This is a genomic window from Chryseobacterium sp. FR054, from assembly GCF_056844565.1.
On sequence record NZ_JBXDSA010000001.1, the window covers coordinates 159,635 to 180,257 of the forward strand.

General features: G+C 39.7%; 17 protein-coding genes. 9 read left to right on the forward strand and 8 right to left on the reverse strand.

What is annotated here, in order from left to right; translation table 11 throughout:
* Positions 1-24: 24 nt before the first annotated feature.
* From AC106S_RS00765 to AC106S_RS00780, 4 genes are all read left to right on the forward strand, one after another.
* Complete coding sequence (locus AC106S_RS00765; protein ID WP_482437224.1) at positions 25-2,229, forward strand: TonB-dependent receptor plug domain-containing protein; 2,205 nt, start codon at positions 25-27, stop codon at positions 2,227-2,229.
* 247 nt (positions 2,230-2,476) lie between these two features.
* On the forward strand, positions 2,477-2,857 hold the full coding sequence (locus AC106S_RS00770) for an HYC_CC_PP family protein (protein WP_482437225.1): 381 nt from the start codon (positions 2,477-2,479) through the stop codon (positions 2,855-2,857).
* A 119-nt stretch (positions 2,858-2,976) separates the two neighbouring features.
* Positions 2,977-3,450, forward strand: a complete 474-nt coding sequence (locus AC106S_RS00775) for a DUF3347 domain-containing protein (protein WP_482437226.1) — start codon at positions 2,977-2,979, stop codon at positions 3,448-3,450.
* A gap of 88 nt (positions 3,451-3,538) precedes the next feature.
* Positions 3,539-6,298, forward strand: coding sequence for a multicopper oxidase domain-containing protein (locus AC106S_RS00780; RefSeq protein ID WP_482437227.1), 2,760 nt, complete (start codon positions 3,539-3,541; stop codon positions 6,296-6,298).
* Positions 6,299-6,547: 249 nt separating this feature from the next.
* On the opposite strand, the gene AC106S_RS00785 is transcribed toward AC106S_RS00780, so the two are convergent.
* From AC106S_RS00785 to AC106S_RS00810, 6 genes are all read right to left on the reverse strand, one after another.
* Positions 6,548-8,578 carry an alpha/beta fold hydrolase gene (locus AC106S_RS00785; protein WP_482437228.1) on the reverse strand — a complete coding sequence of 677 codons (2,031 nt, stop codon included), beginning with the start codon at positions 8,576-8,578 and terminating at the stop codon, positions 6,548-6,550.
* Between the two features lie 46 nt (positions 8,579-8,624).
* Positions 8,625-9,740: an FAD-dependent monooxygenase gene (locus tag AC106S_RS00790; RefSeq protein WP_482437229.1), complete on the reverse strand. Its 1,116-nt coding sequence runs from the start codon at positions 9,738-9,740 to the stop codon at positions 8,625-8,627.
* Positions 9,741-9,747: 7 nt separating this feature from the next.
* A complete protein-coding gene (locus tag AC106S_RS00795) occupies positions 9,748-10,245 on the reverse strand; it encodes a GNAT family N-acetyltransferase (protein WP_482437230.1) in 498 nt (165 codons plus the stop codon).
* 11 nt (positions 10,246-10,256) lie between these two features.
* The gene (locus AC106S_RS00800) at positions 10,257-10,856 is read right to left on the reverse strand and encodes a hypothetical protein (RefSeq protein WP_482437231.1); all 600 of its coding nucleotides are present in this window, start codon (positions 10,854-10,856) and stop codon (positions 10,257-10,259) included.
* Between the two features lie 160 nt (positions 10,857-11,016).
* Positions 11,017-11,883: a sigma-70 family RNA polymerase sigma factor gene (locus tag AC106S_RS00805; protein ID WP_002979276.1), complete on the reverse strand. Its 867-nt coding sequence runs from the start codon at positions 11,881-11,883 to the stop codon at positions 11,017-11,019.
* Between the two features lie 343 nt (positions 11,884-12,226).
* Complete coding sequence (locus AC106S_RS00810; RefSeq protein WP_482437232.1) at positions 12,227-13,018, reverse strand: S1/P1 nuclease; 792 nt, start codon at positions 13,016-13,018, stop codon at positions 12,227-12,229.
* Positions 13,019-13,393: 375 nt separating this feature from the next.
* On the opposite strand from AC106S_RS00810, the gene AC106S_RS00815 reads away from it, so the two are divergent.
* From AC106S_RS00815 to AC106S_RS00825, 3 genes are read left to right on the forward strand one after another with little or no spacing between them, the layout of a single operon-like run.
* The gene (locus tag AC106S_RS00815) at positions 13,394-14,335 is read left to right on the forward strand and encodes a type VI secretion system baseplate subunit TssG (protein WP_482437233.1); all 942 of its coding nucleotides are present in this window, start codon (positions 13,394-13,396) and stop codon (positions 14,333-14,335) included.
* 54 nt (positions 14,336-14,389) lie between these two features.
* Complete coding sequence (locus tag AC106S_RS00820) at positions 14,390-15,292, forward strand: TssN family type VI secretion system protein (protein WP_482437234.1); 903 nt, start codon at positions 14,390-14,392, stop codon at positions 15,290-15,292.
* A gap of 27 nt (positions 15,293-15,319) precedes the next feature.
* A complete protein-coding gene (locus AC106S_RS00825; RefSeq protein ID WP_482437235.1) occupies positions 15,320-16,459 on the forward strand; it encodes a hypothetical protein in 1,140 nt (379 codons plus the stop codon).
* Positions 16,460-16,593: 134 nt separating this feature from the next.
* On the opposite strand, the gene blaIND is transcribed toward AC106S_RS00825, so the two are convergent.
* On the reverse strand, positions 16,594-17,313 hold the full coding sequence (gene blaIND / locus AC106S_RS00830) for an IND family subclass B1 metallo-beta-lactamase (protein ID WP_482437236.1): 720 nt from the start codon (positions 17,311-17,313) through the stop codon (positions 16,594-16,596).
* Between the two features lie 495 nt (positions 17,314-17,808).
* Positions 17,809-18,462, reverse strand: a complete 654-nt coding sequence (locus AC106S_RS00835) for a metal-dependent transcriptional regulator (protein ID WP_482437237.1) — start codon at positions 18,460-18,462, stop codon at positions 17,809-17,811.
* An 85-nt stretch (positions 18,463-18,547) separates the two neighbouring features.
* Between AC106S_RS00835 and AC106S_RS00840 the strand changes: the two genes are divergently transcribed.
* Positions 18,548-19,582, forward strand: coding sequence for a threonine aldolase family protein (locus AC106S_RS00840; RefSeq protein WP_482437238.1), 1,035 nt, complete (start codon positions 18,548-18,550; stop codon positions 19,580-19,582).
* A gap of 9 nt (positions 19,583-19,591) precedes the next feature.
* Positions 19,592-20,608, forward strand: a complete 1,017-nt coding sequence (locus AC106S_RS00845) for a phosphotransferase enzyme family protein (RefSeq protein WP_482437239.1) — start codon at positions 19,592-19,594, stop codon at positions 20,606-20,608.
* Positions 20,609-20,623: the final 15 nt, after the last annotated feature.

Here is a 20,623-nt window from a genome sequence, read left to right on the forward strand (position 1 = left end):
TTAGAAATTCTTAAAATATTTCTTTTGAAAAAACTAGTTTTACCACTAAGCCTTATGGTTCCTGTACTGATTTTCTCCCAAAACAGAAAAAAAGACACAACCACAAGAGTAACCGATATTGAGGAAGTTGTTTTCCAGAAAAAAGTAGTCGGAAGAACCTCTGATATTACCAATATAAAGCTCTCAGCAAAAGATACCAAAGGTGTTCCTTCCATAGGAGGAGGAATTGAAGGGCTGCTTAAAACGCTGCCTTCCGTAAGTTCCAATACCGAGCTTTCTTCACAATATATGGTACGTGGCGGAAACTATGACGAAAACCTTATCTATATCAATGATATTGAGATCTACCGTCCTTTCCTGATCAGAAACTCTCAGCAGGAAGGGATGAGTATCATCAATCCGGACATGGTGTCCATCGTAAACTTCTCTCCGGGAGGTTTTGAAGCCAAATACGGCGATAAAATGTCCTCAGCCTTAAATGTATATTACCGTGAACCTGAAAAATTTGAAGTTTCAGGAGAAGCAAGTCTGATCGGGGGGAGACTGACAACCGGTCTGGCTTCAAAGAACAAAAAGCTGACTGCCTTATTCTCCGGGAGATACAGGAATACCAATCTTGTGCTGAACACCCTGAATGAAGATACAGATTTCAATCCTACCTACTGGGATTTCCAGTCGTATATCAACTATCATGTCAGTGATAAATTTTCCATGTCATTCATCGGATATTATTCCAAGAATGACTACGAAATGATTCCCAAAGCCAAAAGCGTTACTTTCGGAAGCCTTCAGCAGCCTATTACGGTCAATATCGGATATGGCGGTAAAGAGCAGGATATGTACAAAAACATGATGGGAACATTCTCGCTGAACTATAAGCCTTCAGACAAATGGAGGTTTACATTAGACAGCTTTGCCTATCAGAACAGGGAAAAAGAATACTATTCCATCGCTTCAAGCTATGAACTTCAGACCTTTGATCCTGTAACGCAGGCCCCTGTATCCAGCTTTGATGTGGGCGGACAGATAGAGCACGCAAGAAATGACCTGTTTGTGAAAACCTACGGAACCCAGTTCAGAGCCCGTTTTTCACCGAATGTAAATACCAATATCGAATTAGGCTTCAAATACGAAAAAGAAAACCTGAAAGATCTTACCAACGAATGGAAACTGGTAGACTCGGCAGGATACAGCCTTCCGGTAGCAATTGTAGACCCGAGAACCGGTGGAACAGGGGATCTCAGACTGTTTTACCAGATTGCAGGGAAAAATAATATTGAACCATCAAGACTTTCGGCTTATGCACAGTATTCCCAGAAATTCTACTGGGGAGCAAGTAAAGTATTTTTAAATGCCGGAGCAAGAGTATCCAACTGGAGCTTCAATAAAGAAACCATATTCTCACCGAGAGCTCAGTTCGCCATAAAGCCGGACTGGGAATCTGATATGACTTTCAAGCTTTCGGGAGGAATTTATTACCAGGCTCCTTTCTACAAAGAGATCAAAGATCTTGACGGTAATTTCAATTCTGATATAAAATCACAGCGTTCCATCCAGGTAATCCTTGCCAACGACTATGAATTCTATATGTATGACAGACCATTTAAGCTGACTACGGAAGCCTATTACAAGAAAATGGACAACCTGATCCCTTATTATATGGATAATGTAAGGATCCGTTATTCCGGAAAAAACAATGCTTCTGGATATGCATACGGAATTGATACCAGACTTTTCGGGGAATTTGTTCCCGGAGTTGATTCATGGCTGTCTGCAAGCTATTCCAGGATCTACGAAAATATAGACGGAAGAGGAAACATCCCAAGACCTACTGACCAGAGATTCAGGTTTGCCATGTTCTATCAGGATTATATGCCGAAATTCCCGTCGATGAGAGTAAACCTTACTTTGGTTTATTCCATGGGACTTCCTAACGGGGCTCCTGTATTTACCGACCCTTATCAGTACCAGAAAACCTTACCTGCCTATAAAAGAGTGGATTTAGGACTTTCCAAAGTATTTATAGATTCCAAAGACAAGAAAAAGAGATATGGCTTCTGGGGTAATTTTGAAGAACTTACCTTAGGGGTACAGGTTTTCAATGCGTTCAATATCAACAATACAGTGGCCAATCAATGGATCACGGATTATAATTCGAATCAGATGTATCCGGTTCCTGTTCGTCTTACAGGACGTTTCTTCAATGTAAAGCTTGAATTTAAGCTGTAAATATGATATAAAATCAGCTATACAATAAAAAGAAAGTCTGCAGATCATCCTGCAGACTTTTTTTATTTCTTTTAAAGATTGATATTGTAGAGTATAACAGTTCATATAAAACACAAAGTCCCGAAGGGACGCTTTAACCTGGGATAGGAAGAATTCCTGTCCTCGTATTTATTGTGCAGAATTTTATAACAAGTATACCGAATTTTATAACAATGATTTCAGAGATATTTTTAACTTTGCCCTATCAATGAAAAAGATTCTTGCCATACTGTTTTCTGTTTTCTACTTCGGGTTTTCTTCCGGAGCGGCTTTCAGTGTTCATTACTGTATGCAGGAATTGGTTTCCGTAAGCCAGAAAACAGATGATATCTGTGGAAAATGCGGTGTTAAAAATAAAAAAAGCTGCTGCAAAACAGAGATCAAGGTCGTAAAAGTGGATGATTCCCAAAAATCGGATTTTCTGAAGATTAATTTTTTGAATCAGATTCCGGAAAAAGCACCTGACCATCAGTTTTTCGTTACAGACCGGTCTTTTTCGGCTTCAAAATTTACCCAGATAAGGATCAATGCACCGCCTGAATACAGGCCGGTTCCTATCTACATCAATCATTGTAATTTTAGAATTTAGAATCCGTCTGTTGTCTGGTATTATCCGGGTGATAATGCTTTCTCGGACAACACGGTTCGGCGCATTACGTGCGTTATTCAGCAATTCCTTATTAAAAATTAATTCTAAAATTTAAAACAATGAAAAAATATATCATTACAGCAGCACTGTCTTTATTTTCAATCCTTTCAGTTTCAGCACAGTCTAAAAAAGATGCGCAGGTATCCAGACTTTACCAGAATTATATAGCCATCAAATCTGCCCTGGCTTCCGATGATGCTGATAAGACCTCAAAAGCAGCAGCAGAGTTCATTAAGACTGCTTCTACGGTTGATTATAAATTAGTTTCAGAAGGAAACCTTAATATCCTGAGAAAAGATGCTACGGTAATTTCTGATGCCAGAAATATTGCTGCGCAGAGAGAAACTTTCCTAAACCTTTCAGAGAATATGATCGCTTTGACGAAAGAATTCAAACTTTCCGATAAGCCCGTTTATGTACAATACTGCCCAATGGCCGACGGAAGCTGGCTAAGCGATGAAAAAAAGATCACTAATCCGTATTACGGCAGCTCTATGCTTTCATGCGGAAGTGTAAAGTCGGAGATTAAATAAGTATTGTATCTATCTTTAAAATAATCGGTTGTACGGTTTAGGTTATATTTAGCTTTAAGCCGTATAATTAAAAAAAGTTCGGAATATTATGAAAAAAATGATCATATTTCTGGTGCTTTTATTCTCTGTTTTTACCTTCGCGCAAACAACGAAAACATACTATACCTGTCCGATGCATCCTGAAGTGGTCTCCTCAAAACCCGGAGACTGCCCGAAATGCAAAATGACACTGGTAAAGAAAATAGTGGTAATAAAGCCCAAAGTAACAGCCCAACCTCAGGAACCCCCCTTAAAGAAGTCTGAAACAAAAACAAAACCGACAGAAGCTAAAAAGGTAAAAACGGTAAAGGAAGCAGAAAAAACCAAACTTTCTAAACCGGTTCAGACCCTCAGCCCCTCAATAACTTCTCAGCCTAAAGCTCAGAATCATTCTCACTCCACATACACCTGTCCGATGCACCCTGAAGTAACTTCGGATCAGCCGGGAAAATGCCCGAAGTGCGGAATGGAGCTGGTAGAAAAAGAAGATCATCAGCATGGAGCTGTTGAAGAACCGAAAGAAGCGAAATCTGTTTTAAAGAGAAATTCTGAGAACGGAAAAGTAACTTTCGGAGGAAAAACCGTCAGATACCACCTTTATGTGAAAGATACGATCGTTAATTTTACAGGAAAAAACAGGAGAGCGCTGGCAATCAACGGCAAACTCCAGGCACCTACCTTATATTTTACAGAAGGAGATACCGCAGAGATTTATCTTCACAATATGCTGAAAGAAAATACCGGACTGCACTGGCATGGCGTTATTCTTCCCAATGAACATGACGGAGTTCCCTACCTTACAACAAAACCTGTAAAACCGGGAGAAACGCATTTATATAAATTTAAGATCTCCCAGAACGGAACGTACTGGTATCATTCCCATGAAGCTCTTCAGGAGCAGATCGGGATGAACGGTATCCTTGTATTCAAAAAAAGAGAGGGAGAACCGGCTCCTCAATACAATGCTGAAATTCCTGTTCTTCTGGGCGACTGGAGTGACGAGGATCCCATGCAGATCGCCAGAAGGCTTCACATGGCCAATACAGACTGGTATGCGATAAAGAAAAATGCAGTTCAGAGTTACTGGGAAGCTATAAAATCCGGACATTTCGGAACAAAAGCCCTGAATGAATGGAAAAGAATGGAAGCGATGGACGTAAGTGATGTATATTACGATAAGTTCCTGATCAATGGGCTTCCAAGTTCTGATTATTCCAGTTTAAAAGCAGGTGACAAGGTAAGATTAAGAGTGGCCAACGGAGGATCATCCACGTATTTCTGGCTGAATTACGGCGGCGGGAAAATAAAAGTCGTAGGAAACGACGGAAATGATGTGGTTCCTGTGGAAGTAGACCGCCTGATCATCGGAGTTTCCGAAACCTATGATATTGAAGTGACAGTTCCTGAAAATAAAAGCTTTGAGTTCCGTGCCACTTCTGAAGACAGGATCGGCCATGCTTCTTTATGGCTGGGCTCCGGCGATAAGGTTGAGGCTCCCAATCTGCCAAGACTGATGCTGTTCGAAGGTATGAAAATGATGAACGGAATGATGGAAATGAGCGGGAATATGAAACCTATGAACATGACGATGGGCAACCAGATGATGGATATGAATGAAGTAATGTATCCGGAAATTCCTGAAAGCCAGCGTAAAACGACAGCAAAGCATATGAATGAAATGATGGGGGTGAAAACGAAAGAAAAAGAACAGACAGAAGAAGATCACTCACAGCATGCAGGAATGAATATGAAGGAGGAAAAAACAATCAAGAGACTGTCTTATAATTTGTTAAAATCTCCTGAAAAAACCATTCTTCCAACAGACAGCATCCGTGAAATGAAGTTTACCCTGGAAGGAAACATGAACCATTATCTGTGGACACTGGATAATAAAACGGTAACAGAAACAGATAAAATTCTGGTGAAAAAAGGAGAAATTCTAAGAATCAGGCTGTATAACAATTCTATGATGCGTCACCCGATGCACCTTCACGGCCATGATTTCAGACTGATCAATTCAAAAGGAGAATATGCTCCATTGAAAAATGTGGTGGACATTATGCCTATGGAAACGGTAACAATAGAATTTGCGGCAAATCAGGACGGAGACTGGTTTTTCCACTGTCATATCTTATATCATATGATGGCCGGGATGGGAAGAATTTTCAGTTATGAAAACTCCAGACCCAATCCTCAGCTGCCCAACAGAAAGCTGGCCTGGAAAAACTTTTTACAGGACAACAGGATGATCAGTTCTATGGCGATGCTTGATGTGGCCAGCAATAAAATGCATGCTGAAACGATGACGATGTTCGGGCCGAGATGGGCTAATCTGAATGAGTTCCACTCCAACTGGAATTTCGATCATTTTGAAGGAAATGTAAAAGTGGGAAGATTCTTAGGAAAATTCCAGTGGGCACTTCCATATGCCGGATTCAGATTCCAGAAAAACCACGAGATCATGGAAAGACAGATGGCTGAGGATATGGGAATGGATTTTCACGGGAAAAAATCATGGTTCGGACAGCAGAAAGCCTCTAAATCGAAAGCTTCTTTCATTGTCGGAATGCAGTACGTTTTACCGATGCTCATCACGGCTGATGCAAGTGTAGACCAGAACGGAAAGGTTCTGCTGGAGCTGAGCAGGGAAGATATCCCCATTTCCAGAAGAATAAGAGGGAATTTCAGCATCAATTCCGACGGAGAGTTTACCACAGGATTACGGTATATCCTGCAGAAATGGTTATCCGTTTCCGGAAATTATGATAATGAAATGGGCTGGGGTGCCGGTGTTACCCTGACTTACTAACTATAAAAATAAAGGCTGTCTGATAGATAGCCTTTATTATTTGGATAAATACCCTGCAGATGGAGAACCTGAAGGTGTATTTTTATTATATTGTTGATATGTAGGTGTTTGCGTTGTATTTTGCAAACGTTAGGTTTCAAAAAACCTATAAGGTCTGAATAATATCCACCTTAATTTTTTTCTTTATTTTTTACAAAACAAAACCGTCCCATTTTAAAATGAGACGGTTTTTATGAACCCAATCAGCTTTTATTTTTTAGCTTCCTCAGTTTTTGCTGCCGGTGTATAAGTCACTTTCTTAATATCAACCGTCATTTCTTTCAGACGCCTGGCTACATTTTCAGGCATTTCTTTCTGGTATCTTCCTCCGATAACTTCAGAAAGGAATTTTTCTGTTTCAGCATACATTGCCATACTGTTGACCGGTTTTCTGAATCCGTGCCCTTCATCATCAGCCAGAATATAGTTTACTTTTTTGCCTTTGTCACGCAGGGCAATGACAATCTGATCTGCCTCAGCCTGTTTAACTCTCGGATCGTTGGCTCCCTGAATGATCAGAAGAGGCTTTACAATTTTATCCACACTGAATAACGGACTTGCTTCACGGATGGCTTTTTTACCTTCCTCCGTATCAGGATTACCGATCATTCCGTACAGTGAAGCACGGGCAGCTTCCCAATAGGCAGGAACGGAGGCTAAAAGTGTAAATAAGTTGCTCGGTCCTACAATATCCACACCTCCGGCATACAGATCAGGAGTAAAGGCTAGACCTGCCAGCGTGGCATAACCGCCGTAGCTTCCTCCCATGATCACAACTTTATTTTTATCAGCGATTCCTTTATCAATAAGATATTTTACTCCCCAGGTAATATCATCCTGCATCAGTTTTCCCCACTGAAGGTCCCCGTCATTCTTGAATTTTTTGCCATAGCCGCCACTGGCTCTGAAATTAGGCTGCAGTACAGCATATCCTCTGTTGGCCAAAAACTGTACTATTGAATTGTATCCCCAGTAATCTCTCGGTCCTTTCGGTCCTCCGTGTACAAGTACCACAACCGGCATATTCTTTCCTGAAGAGCCTGTGGGTAATGTGAGATAAGCGGGGATTTCAAGGCCGTCACTGCTTTTATAAGAAATGGGAGTCATTGGAGCAAGATACTGTTCCACTTTCTTTAATTCGGTTCTCGGGGTATACTGGAAGATCAGCTGTTTGGTTTTAGCATCGAAGAAGTAGGCTTCAGGAGCATATTTATCACCCCATACCGAGATCAGAAATTTTGAATAATCTTTGGTTGGGCTGGCAAAATTCACCTCTCTTCCCGGAAATTTGCTTTGCAGGAACTTATAATTGGCTTCCCAGGTTTTATCTTTCCAGTACGTTTCCGTTTTATCACCTGTGTAAGACGTGGAAATCATTTTTCTCGTATTTCTGTCGATAAATAATCCACCGAAATCAACTTTTCCCTTAGGATCTCCTTCTACTTTGGTGAGCTGTCTGGTTTTCGGATCCATCAGGAATAAGGCTGATTTATCCAGATTTCCTTTATCGGTTACCAGATAAAATTTCGAGTTATCTTCATTCCAGTCAGAAATATAGGCTTCTTCCGTTACCAGAGTTTCGTAAACTGGAGTCAGTTTATCCCCGTCTTTATACAGGAACTGGGTTGTTCCCTTTTCATCCGTGCGGTATAAAACCCTGAGTTTTTCGTCCCAGTCGAAATTATAACTTGTGATACGGTCTGTATTTTCGAAGATTTTTTTCAGTTCCCCGGTAGATATTTTTAGGGAATACAGATCGTGCCATGCTTTATCACGGTTGTTCAGACCTATCATCAACAGATCAGGATCTTTTCTGCTGACCATATAGATCTGTGCTGTGACATCTTTAAGCGGCGTGATATTTCTTGCTTCAGGAACTCCGCCGGTTACTTTTGCCATTGGATCTACTGCGAAAATATTCATGTTTTCATCCCCGTTGTTGTCTTTCACAAACAGGATGTATTTTCCGTCCTCCGACCAGAAATAGCCGTTTAGCGGGCGTTTACTGTCTGTTAGTGGACGCGCTTTATCAAAGGGGTCGTCAATTTTCTTCACCCAGATGTTCATGATTCCTTCATATTCTTTGGTAAATGAGATCCATTTTCCATCCGGACTCAGCTGTCCGCCGGAGATTTCAGGGTTTCCAAAAAACAACTGTCTGTCCAGTAAAGGAACCTGCTGGGCCCGTGTCATTGGCATTCCTATGGTCAGGAGCAGTGCCAGATAAATGATTTTTTTCATTGTTTCTATTATTTAGTTTTTATTGAAAGCTGTTTGCTTATTTTCTTTATAACTCCAGTTTAATCACTTTTTCAACCGTCTTTTGGCTCATTCTGTCCGGTATCATCCGCATCAGAATATTACGGACAGTGTTTCCATATTCCCATTGTGACAGGTTTCCGATCATCCGGCTTGTACCGACGATATAATCTACTTTTTTCCTTCTGACCTTTTGAAATTCCTCAAAAACAGAATTGAAATCTTTATTTTTTTCAAGCAGTCTGCCGATTACATAAGCATCTTCAATAGCCTGGCAGGCACCCTGTCCCATATTAGGAGTGGTAGCGTGGGCAGCATCTCCAATCAGGCAGAGGTTTTCAGAATACCATTGGGGAATAGGAGAGAGGTCAGCAATTTCATTACAGATGATGTTTTCTTTGGGAGTTGCTTCAATAAGCTTTGTAATCAGAGGATCAAAATCTTTGAAAATAGCTGAAACATCTGTTGCCCGGTTCAACTGTTTTTCATTGATACATGCATACCAGTAGACTTTTTTATCAGAAATCCGTACAAATCCGAAACGTTTTCCTTTTCCCCACATTTCAAAAGCTTCGTGATAAAATTTCCCGGAAAGATCAAAATCTGTAACTCCTCGCCAGCATTTTTGCCCGGCATTTCTTATGGTTCCGATTTGAAGGATCTGTTCCCGCACTCCGGACTTTATCCCGTCTGCTCCGAAAACAATTTTACTTTCCTGTGAATGACCATCAAAATGCAGAATATAGTTTTCTTTTTTTTCGATCTGCCGAAGGGAATGGTTAAGCTCAATATGTTCAGAACCTGCATGATCAGCGAGTATCTTCTGAAGATCGGCCCTGTGAATCGCTACATTACAGGAATTGTATTTTTTTTCAAATTCCGTAATATCTGTTTTTGAAATGGTTTTAAAAAAGGGATCGGTAATAGAAATCCCGTGAATTTTATTTCCCGCTTTTTCAATCTTTTCTTTAAGCCCCAGTCTGTCAAAGATCTGCATGGCATTCACCGCCATCATAATTCCTGCTCCCACAGGTTTTATCTCCGGGGCAGACTCATAAATGGTAAAATCATACCCCTGCTGTTTCAGGATATTTCCCAGTGTCAGGCCGCCGATTCCTGCTCCTATGATTGAAATACTGTCCATAAGATCCTTACAGATTTAATATATAATTTTCAGATACCTTTTTAAAGCCGTATTTTCCGAAGAAATGGTGGGCTCCCGTATTATGTACACCGCTTTCCAGCATGATAAAACCGATATCCCAGTTTCCGGATTCTTCTATTGCTTTTTCCAACAGCATGCTTCCGATGGATTGTCCTCTGTAAGACTGATCGAGCAGCATATCTTCCAGGACGGCATATTTTCTAAATCCACAGATAAGATGAAAAACAAGCATCCCGATTATTTCTCCATTCTCATTTTCAGCAATCAGAATCTTCAGTTCAGTCCCTGAATCTTTAAAATCATCAGAAAACTGGGAAAGTAGTATCGTTTCAAGATCGGGATTCCAGTGGCCGGAGTCCAAAGCTCTTCCGGAAATGATCTCACCGTGTGAAATATAAGAATCCGTTTTATGAGTGATAAAGAATCTGATGAGTTCTTTAATCCTTGTTTTATCTGAAAGCCATTGGGTAGTATACTTCATCATTTTATTTATAATTACTTCATATTTTTTAACTGGTTCAGCAGATTCTGCTGTTTGACAATAAAATGCTCAAGGCTGTCTGTTTTCAGCGGATGGGCATTCTGATATTTCTGAATTTCCGGAAGTGTTTTCCTGATTTTAAAAGCAGTATATTGGTCTGTAATTACCCCGGTATTGGCATTGATTTTTTTAATCAGTTCCTTTATGCTCCTGATTTTAAGACTGTACTCATCCTCACTTATCTTAATCTGTTGTTCAACTTCTTTTTTTAAGAGTGAATCTTTAATGGCCATTGTTTTCTCACGGGCATTCTGATAATAAGATTCGGATTTATAGATAATAGGTTCATAGGAGGCAAGGAGTTTTCCGCTTTTATCATAAATTCCGGCTATCCTTTCATCCAAAGCCTTGAGATTGGTGTCGGTTTTGAGAAGTTCAGCATAAATCTGATCAATCATATCATCAGAACGGTAGCTTTCTTTAAGAGAACGGGAAACTGATGATTCTTCAGCGTTGTCTACTGCATTGGCAACGGCAGGAGCATTTTCAGTGCGGTTATCTTTACAGGCGATGAAAGACAGAGCCATGACAGAGGCGAAAAGTATTTTTTTCATAATCGTTTTTGTATTGGGTAAGAAGTTCCCGTTCTGAAAAGAACTGTTTATTGTGTCCGGAACTTAAATTTTCTCTATTAGTTGAAATTTATTCAGGATTTGTTACAAAAAAACGGAGCCTGAAAAACAGACTCCGTTGAAATACGTTATTACGTTAAAGTTATTTACCTAAATAAGATTTCAAGATCTTACTTCTGGTATTGTGTTTTAGTCTCTTGATCGCTTTTTCTTTGATCTGACGCACTCTTTCTCTGGTAAGATCGAAAGTTTCCCCGATTTCCTCTAAGGTCATCGGATGTTTTCCGTTCAGTCCGAAGTAAAGTCTTACCAGGTCAGCCTCTCTTGGAGTCAGGGTATTTAAAGCTCTTTCAATTTCAATCTGAAGAGATTCAAGCATCAGGTCTTTATCCGGGCTTGGAGATTCTCCTGAACGTAAGACATCATAAAGATTAGAATCTTCACCTTCTACTAAAGGTGCATCCATAGACAGGTGTCTTCCGGAGTTTTTCATCGATTCTTTGATATCTTCCTCGCTCATGTCAAGAACTTCAGCCAATTCTTCCGGAGAAGGTGGTCTTTCATTTTCCTGCTCCAGGTGAGCGTATGCTTTGTTGATTTTATTGATGGAGCCGATTTTATTCAGCGGAAGCCTTACAATTCTGGATTGTTCTGCTAACGCCTGCAAAATTGACTGACGAATCCACCAAACCGCGTAAGAGATAAATTTGAAACCTCTAGTTTCATCGTACCTTTTTGCTGCTTTCATCAGTCCTAAGTTACCTTCATTAATCAAATCGGGTAAAGAAAGACCTTGATTCTGGTACTGCTTGGATACGGAAACCACGAAACGAAGGTTGGCTTTGATTAATTTCTCCAGTGCTGCTCTGTCGCCCGCACGTATTCTTTGTGCCAGTTCTACTTCTTCGTCCGCAGTGATCAGTTCCACTTTACCAATTTCCTGCAAATACTTGTCTAATGAAGCAGTTTCCCTGTTGGTAACCTGCTTAGTGATTTTTAATTGTCTCATCTATTTTTATCCTCAAAAAAGAGTTACTATATATTATACGTATGAAATGATACAAAGGTTACACCAGTTTTACTTTTTTATGAAATTATTGTATCAGGCAGTTGATATTAAAGGAGCAAAGAAGCGAATTGCAGGTTACTTTTAGTTATAAAGTATTACAAGTCATTATAAAATTTTAATGGTATAAAAGAGTAAAAACAGATCAACACTTATGGTATTGAAGGCTATTATAATATAACTTTCCCTTCCAGCTCCCGGCTTCAATCCCTTTTAAGCCTAAACAAAAAAAACGAAACCGAAGTTCCGCTTTTTATCATGATAGAGTATTAATCTTAATTATCGATTAAAATAAGTCATTCAACAGTTTAGCCAGTCTCAGACCTCCGTACAGAAGCTGTCTTTCCATTGTATCATTGAATTTGTACTGGTAATCGTAAGACAGTTTTGAGCCATCCGGCGTCTGTGCATAAATTTTATTGGCAATCTGATGGGAATCATACAGCCAGTCTTCCACAGTTCCGGTCTGGATCTGTTTCACTTCATCCTTAGACTTGATGTCTAAAAGTTTTGCATATTCCGTATAGCTGTATTTCTGGGAATCCACCAGTTTGCCGTCCCATACGGAGTGCAGGTTGGTCTTATCTCCGAAATAGGTTACATTGATTTTGTTTCCTCCAAGATCATCAGCTCTTCCTACGTGCAGAGGCTGTGCAAGATCTCCCATGATGTGAATAAGAAAAATCAGTGCAATTTTTCTGTCTTTTTCAGAGGTTTTGGCATCTTTGATCTGGCTGGACAGGGTATTGATCTGGGTATAAAGACTCGGGCCGGCCTGATGCTTCAGGTTTTGTCCGAAAGCTTTAAAATCAGCCTGTGGATCAATATTTACATAATGCCATGATGAAGCCTGCTTCCATACCCCGGTCGTATCGGATTTAATGAAATCCGGCCAGTTGGCCCAGTACGCCAGTCTTTCCTTTCCCATTATTTTTTTGATCTCCCTTCTTGCTTTTCCCGACAGATGGTTTTCTGCGATCTCCGCGATCACCCTGTGTCCCGTAAGCCCCCATGCATAAGAATAAAGCGAAGAGGAGATGAATGCTAAAATCAGAATTTTAGAATAAATACTTTTCATTATAAATAACATTTTACAAGCTGCAAAGATACGGCCCGGTTTCGGAATCATCATCAATTATAGCCTGATTATTGCCCGGAAGGATGTTAATAAAATTTAATCTAAATAAAAAAGTGAAAATATAAAATTCAGGTATCTTTTGTTTTTGTGAATTTTTACTCTGTAAGCTCTTCAATATCAGATTGAAACTTTGAAGATAAGGTTTGTGCCGGAAGTTCCGCCAGGAAGCTGTTTACCGTATTTTTACGGATTTTGTTACAGATTATTCTGTTTAATGTCAATAAATTAGTATTTTTAGGATAAAATTATTGGGAAAATATTTTTTCAAACTTACGAGATATATTATCTTTACCAGTCATAATCACAGGAAACACTATGTATGAGAATAATATTGTAGACATGCATTACAATAAACTGCAGACGGACTTCAAAGCAGAAGCGGTGGCAGTAAACCTTTTGAAATACCACCGGGCGGTAAGCAATATATTTATTGAGCGGATCGGAATTAACGACCGTGCCTACCTGAAAGATATCAAAAGTATTTCGAGCAGTTATTTAGGATTTGATGAAGAGGTTTTTACGATTGAAACTTACAGGGAAGGGGTTTATGACTATCTTCCCGAAGGGCTGTTTCATCCGCCTTCACTGGGAGCTTCCCGGAAGAATGTGGATACCGTAGTCCGTGAGATCCGTAAACAGAAAAGAGTAGAAGAGGATGCCCGTAAATTTTTCAGACCTTTTGAACTGGAAGTGTTTTTTACGGAAATCAGTGCTTTGCTGAAAGAATCCGAGTTTGACATCACCAGCAATACAGATGCACTGCTGGAAACCGTGAGCGAACTCTGGCCACTGGTAAGAATGCTTGACCAGCAGAATGCCTATATTTTTATTCATATTCTGCCATTCTTCCACCAGATAAGAGGAGATAAAAGATGGTTTGAAAGGTGTATGACTGCTTTTCTTCAGGTTCCGGTAGAAGTAACTTTCACTCCTAATGTGATAGACCGGATTGAAAAGAATGACGATTCCATGCTTCTTGGAAATTCGAGACTGGGCGTTACGTATATTCCGAGCGGAAGACATATGGACGGGCAGCGGAACTGGGTGATAAATATCGGCCCGATTCCTTATCAGGATATGGAGAAGTATATCCCGGGGAATCCTTTCAGAAAAGTGCTTCAGGCTCTTTATGATTATTTTCTTCCCGTAACCGTAGATGTGGAGGAGCATTTTATTACAGAGAAACAGGAATACTCATTCAGTCTGGAAGACAATGAAAGAAATGCCAGCCGTCTCGGATACTCCACCTTCCTCTAAAATTATTTATTATATTTACAGCTACCAACAAAGTATAAATTCGAAAAGAAACAAATGGAAATTTCTTCAGTAAAAGGTATTTTTTTAAGGTATATATTAATGCCTTTAATAGCAGTTATTATGATGGCCATACTCGGGGTGATCAGAAGAAACAAACCTGCTATCAAAATTAAAGTAATTATTGTTTACGTTCTTCTGTGCAGTTTATGTCTGGCTATTCCCGGAGTTTTCGGATTTGCAGGAAATCTTTTTAATCCGTACTGGTATCTTGTGGCACAGGTGATTTTTCTTATTCTGGGGATTATTCATGTGAATTTAATGCATAATTACTTCAGAAAGCATATTGATTCTGTGGGAATGAGTATTTTATTTGAATCGATTCTCTCATTAACGTGTATTGCATTCGGAGGTTATCTTTTTACACTGATCTTCAACCTGATCGGTAAAGGAAACGGTAATGCGGTAATGTCTGCCACCAGTATGGTGATCTTTGTGGTACCTCTGGTATTTTATTACTGCTATATTCAGTTCATCAGTATTCCTTTTGATATTTATAAAACATGGAAATATTCGCCGGATCAGAGACTTCCTGATTTTGAGGGGGCCGACTTTGACCGTTTAATGGTTCTGAATGTGGAACTGAGCAAAAACCTGGAAGATGCCAACCGCTTCAGAATTAAAGCAAAAACACTTCCGACGGGAATTACCTTCGGAGATTGGTTTTACAGGGTAGTAGATGATTACAACCACAAAAACCCGGGCTCTATCATCCACCTTTCAGATGTTGAAAAAGAACCTTATTACTGGATCTTTTATACTAAAAAATCGTTTTTCAGCTTTAGAAAATATATCGATTTCGACCAGGATATCTCTACGAACGGCATTTCCGAAAATGAAGTGGTGATCTGCAAAAGAGTGATCCAGCATGAGGAAGAAGGAGCTATAAGAAGATCATAATCACAGAAATTTTAAAAAGTATTAACTATGATACAGCCTATCAAACATTTTGCGATCAATTGGGTAGACGGGATGAAAGTATCCCAGAGACACCTTAATGATCAGGATAATTTTTTAATCGATACTATCAGAGATTCCAATTCACTGGGAATTTCCACTTATAATTACGGGCTTTTACCGATTTCCAAAGAATATACGGACAAAACCATTTTTGATGTTCACAACACGGCAACCAATGATGTGCAGCTTGTAATCAGGCATTGCAGTGCAATTACAATGGCAGGATACCGTATTGATCTGAACGACAGGAGAGTGAGTGTAAAATCGCTGGCAAAATCAATGAATGAGGAACAGGCAGACGGAGAATATTATATTCTGATCTCTGTAAACCCGTTTGATAAGGTTCCTTTCGGAGATATCGATCCGGAAGAGATCCCGCCGCGCCATCCGAATGCACAGCCTAACCATTTTATTGAACTGCTTCCTGTAACTTCTCTGAACAGCAGCTATTCGGGAGGGAATTATCTGATCATCGGGAAGGTGGACCTGAGAGCAAACATTGCCCAGGTAGACTCCAATTTTATTCCGCCTTGTACATCCATTCAAAGTCACCCGTCTTTGGTAGACTATTACAGCAGCTTTGCCAAGTCTATCGGAAACCTGCAGCAATATGCCTTCAAGATCATCCAGAAAGCATCCCACAAAAATCAGAATACAGCACTGGCACAGAATGTAAAATATCTGTGTACCACTATGGTCAATACTTTTGGTGATGTTTATTTCCAGTTCAGAAATGTGATCCCGTGGCAGCCGCCTGTATTTTTGATTGAAGTTTTTGCCAAGCTTGCGCTTCATCTTTACAATGCCACACAGGTTCTGGTACCTGCCGAACTGGAGGAAATGCTTAATTACAGTTTGGAATGGAGTGAAATTGCCCCGCATACGTTACTCAATCAGCTTTCTATTGTCGCAGAAACCAATTATGACCATCACAACTGCGGAGAACCGCTTCTTTATATTCAGCAGATGCTGAGAAGCCTGGAAACGATTTTCTCCAAACTGAGCGAACTGGATTACATCGGTCAGAAGAAAGAAAACATTATTGTTAATGAGCAGGAAGTATCCTCAAACAATAACCCGAAGAGAGGCTGGAGCGTTTTAGATTAATAATTAGAAGATTTGAAAAATATATATCCCGGATGGAAATTCCGGGATTTTTTTATGATCAGATCATGATGCCTATTTATAGATTTCAGCGGTATAAAAAAAGACCTGACAGGGATTTCAGGTCTTTTTTTAATTTATTTTTTATTCAGCAGTTCCAGTGTATGCTCCACATGTCCGCCACCTTTCCATTCATCGTGGCCGGGAACGATCAAAGTAGCCTGCGGATATCTGGCCTGCAGCTTTTTCATGGTATACGGCCATTGTTCTACATTCGCTTCTCCGGTATATCCCAGATCTGTGGCCGCCTTACTTTTAACGAGACATCCCCCGTCCAGAATATGGTATTTGGGAAACCATACCACTACATTATCAGCCGTATGTCCTTCACCAAGAAAGTCCACAATAAATTCCTCTCCGCCTATACGGTACGTTTTTCCTGTTTTAATAATCTCACTGGAGGTTGCTTTTCCCTCTTTCTTCAGCAGTTCATTGGTTTTTGCGGTAGCATAGGTTTTGATTCCCTTATTATTGTAGAAACTCAGGTCTCCGGCCCTGTCTGAATGCGAATGGGTGGCAAATACAGCAATAACAGGCATATGATGGCGTTCTTTAATCGTATCCATTAAACTCTGGTACTGCGTTTTCTGCCACGGGACATCAAATAATACCACTCCTTTTCTGGTAATAAGATACATTGCATTGGTTGAATATTCTTTTCCTCCGAATACACCAAAAGTTTTATAAATATAAAGGTTGGGCTTTATGGGAGGTTCGATAATAAAATCTCTTACCTGCGCGCCTGCAAAAGGGCTTAATAACATAGAGAGGATAAAAAACCGGATGCTTTTTTTCATAATTTTCAGGGGGGACATTAAAAAGTTCAGTATTGATCAGAAGGTCTTTCTGATCAGAAAGTTTTGCAAAGCTAGGGATAATTAAAATTCCCGGCTTTTGTTTGATGCAAGTTTAACCGTTTTTTAACAGTTGCTGATGGATTAAAAATAGTTAATCAATAAACCCATTAAGAGTCTTTGATTGCTTTTTTATGCGCAAAGTATTTAAACCTGAAACCAATAAAGTGTAAAAAAATTGTCCCTTTTTTGACAATGCCGAACCCACGGTTTGTGGTTTAAAAATAATTTCCCGCAAATTTTACGGGTGTTTGTTGATGTTCTTCTCTTACTGATTGGGAAGATAGCGCAGAAATTTTGTTGGAATATGTAAAATACAGTAAGATTTTATCTCCGAAGAGATTTAATTGTCAATTTTAGTGATTAAGCCGGTTGAATACAATGAATGATGAGCCACGAATTCATCAATAAAAAAACAGGAATCCGTGGCTGGAAATACTATTTTTTAATTAATATTTTTTCTGTGGCTTTTTTGCTGAGAATTTCTTTTCTGCCGCCGATCTCTATGGTCATAGATTTATCAAAGTTTTCAATTTTAATCACCTTTACTTTGGTATTGAGGAGAAGTTTTCTGTCATTCAGGTAAGTTAAAAAAGCATCATCAGAAAGAGTAACCGAAGCAAAAACAACGGATTCCCCGACTTCACAGTTGCTTAATTTCTGAAGGTCCTGGGCAATGATATTTCCATCCTTATCGGGAATGGGTTCTCCATGCGGATCAAATTTAGGATAGTCCAGAATTTCATCCATTTTATCAAAAAAAATCTGAGAATGCACGTGTTCCAGCTGCTCGGCGATCTCATGAACATTTTCCCAGCCGAAGTTCATTTTTTTAACGAGGAACATTTCGGTAAGCCTGTGTTTTCTTACCACCAAAGCCGCTTCGCGTTTTCCGTTCTCAGTAATGAGCAAAGGTTTATAGGTTTCATAGATGACCCACTTTTTTTCTGCAAATTTCTTCATCATGTTATTCACACTCGGCATCTTTACGTTTAAAAATTTGCTGAGTTCATTGATCGTCACTTTCCCTTCATTGTCAACTAAATGAAACAAGGCCTTCAGATAATTTTCTTCTGTTAATGTTGTTTTCAAAATGTTAGATGGTTTTCATTACAAATCTAACAAAATAAAATTAAAAATTCACTCTTGTTATTTTAACTTTTTTTAATTTTACTCAATGAAATTTTCATTCAGAAACGACTATTCAGAAGGATGTCATCCCAATATTTTACAGGCGCTTTTACAGCATAATTCGGATCAGCAGGCTGGCTATGGTGAAGATGAATATTCCGGAAAAGCAAAAGAGTTAATTAAAGAAAAAATTAAAAATCAGGATGCTGACATTTACTTTATTTCAGGCGGAACACAGGCTAATCTTATTGTTATCTCCTCAGCTTTAAGACCTTATCAGTGTGTTGTATCTGCTGCTTCCGGACATATTCTGAATAATGAAACCGGTGCTGTTGAAGCCACAGGACATAAAGTTTTAAGTATTGAAACGAAAGACGGAAAACTCCGGCCTGAAGATATTCTTCCCGTTCTGGAAAACCATAAAAATATCCCACATCAGGTAATGCCGAAGCTGGTTTATATTTCCAACTCTACGGAACTTGGAACGGTTTATCTGGCAGAAGAGCTTGAAGAACTTTCTTCTTTCTGCAGACAGCACGGTTTATATCTTTTTATGGATGGTGCCAGGATGGGACATGGCATTACTTCGGAAATCAGTGATCTGACGCTGGAAAAGGTTGCTGAACTTACCGATGTTTTTTATCTGGGCGGAACAAAGAACGGGGCACTGATAGGAGAAGCCGTTGTCATTACGAATGCTGATCTGAAAACGGATTTTGCATTCAACATCAAGCAGAAAGGAGCATTACTAGCCAAAGGAAGACTTCTCGGAATTCAGTTTCTGGAACTCATGAAGGATGACCTGTATTTCGATCTGGCCAGACATGCCAATAAGCAGGCAATGAGAATGAAAAATGCCCTGAAAGAAAGAGGCGTACAATTCCTTTCAGATACATATACCAATCAGATATTCCCAATTCTAAGCAATGAGCTGATCGGAATCTTATCTGAGAGCTTTGAATTTTATGTCTGGAAAAAAACAGACGGAAAAACATCCGCAATACGACTGATAACCTCCTGGAATACAGGTGACGATGCCGTAAACCGTTTTATTGATATCATCACAAAAGAATTGTCTTGAAATTTGCTTATGGAGCCTACTTTTCCCGCAGTTTACTCAACACTCTGCCCAACTGCCTTATCGTCTTTGATCTCCGGAAAATACGGACTGAAGAATGTTCAGTCCAGGTTGCTGGTTCGGGGAGTTGGAGATACTTATCTGATCGAAACTGCTGAAAGCCGTTTTATATTGCGTGTTTACCGTTCTTCCCACCGGAGCCTTCCGCAGATAGAAGAGGAAGTTACATTATTGCTGGCACTGAAGGAAGGCGGGGTTTCGGTTTCATATCCTGTAAGAGATCTTTCGGCGGAAGTGATCCAGCGGATAAATGCAGCTGAGGGATACCGGTACGCCGTATTATTTTCTTATGCTCCGGGAAAGGTGGAAAGAATACTGAACGAAAAACAACTCCATGCATTGGGAAATGAAATGGCCCGTTTTCATAATATATCTTCCGGTCTTCCGACAGGGAATTCCCGCTGGAGTTTTGATTTTGAAACAACCATTCTGAAACCTCTGGAAAATTTAAAGCCTGTTTTTAGCGAAAATCCTGAAGATTACCTCTGGTTACAGACCAAAGCCGCCCGGATACAGAGTAAACTGGCCCAGACTGACACTTCCGGTTTTTCAAATGGATACTGCCATTTTGATTTTCTTCCTAAAAACTTTCACTTTGAAAATGACTCAATTACCTTTTTTGATTTTGATTTTATGGGGTATGGCTGGCTGGCCAATGATCTTATGACCTTCTGGCAGCATCTCATTCTGGATGTATACATGGGAAGAATGAAAACTGAAGCGGCAGGTGAAGCATTTGATATTTTTTTAAAAGGGTATCGCGAATACCGTTCTGTAAGTGAACAGGAGCTGATGATGATTCCTTATCTGGCTTTCGGATTCTGGCTTTTTTATATGAACTTCCATACCACGCATGATCAGTTCTATGTTTTCAGCCAGCCGGCACATGTGAAATTATATACCGGATTTCTGAAAAATATAGCCGAAAACCATTGGGAAAAAGGGTATTCTGAATTACTGCAAAAATAAAAGCTGTTTCCGGTA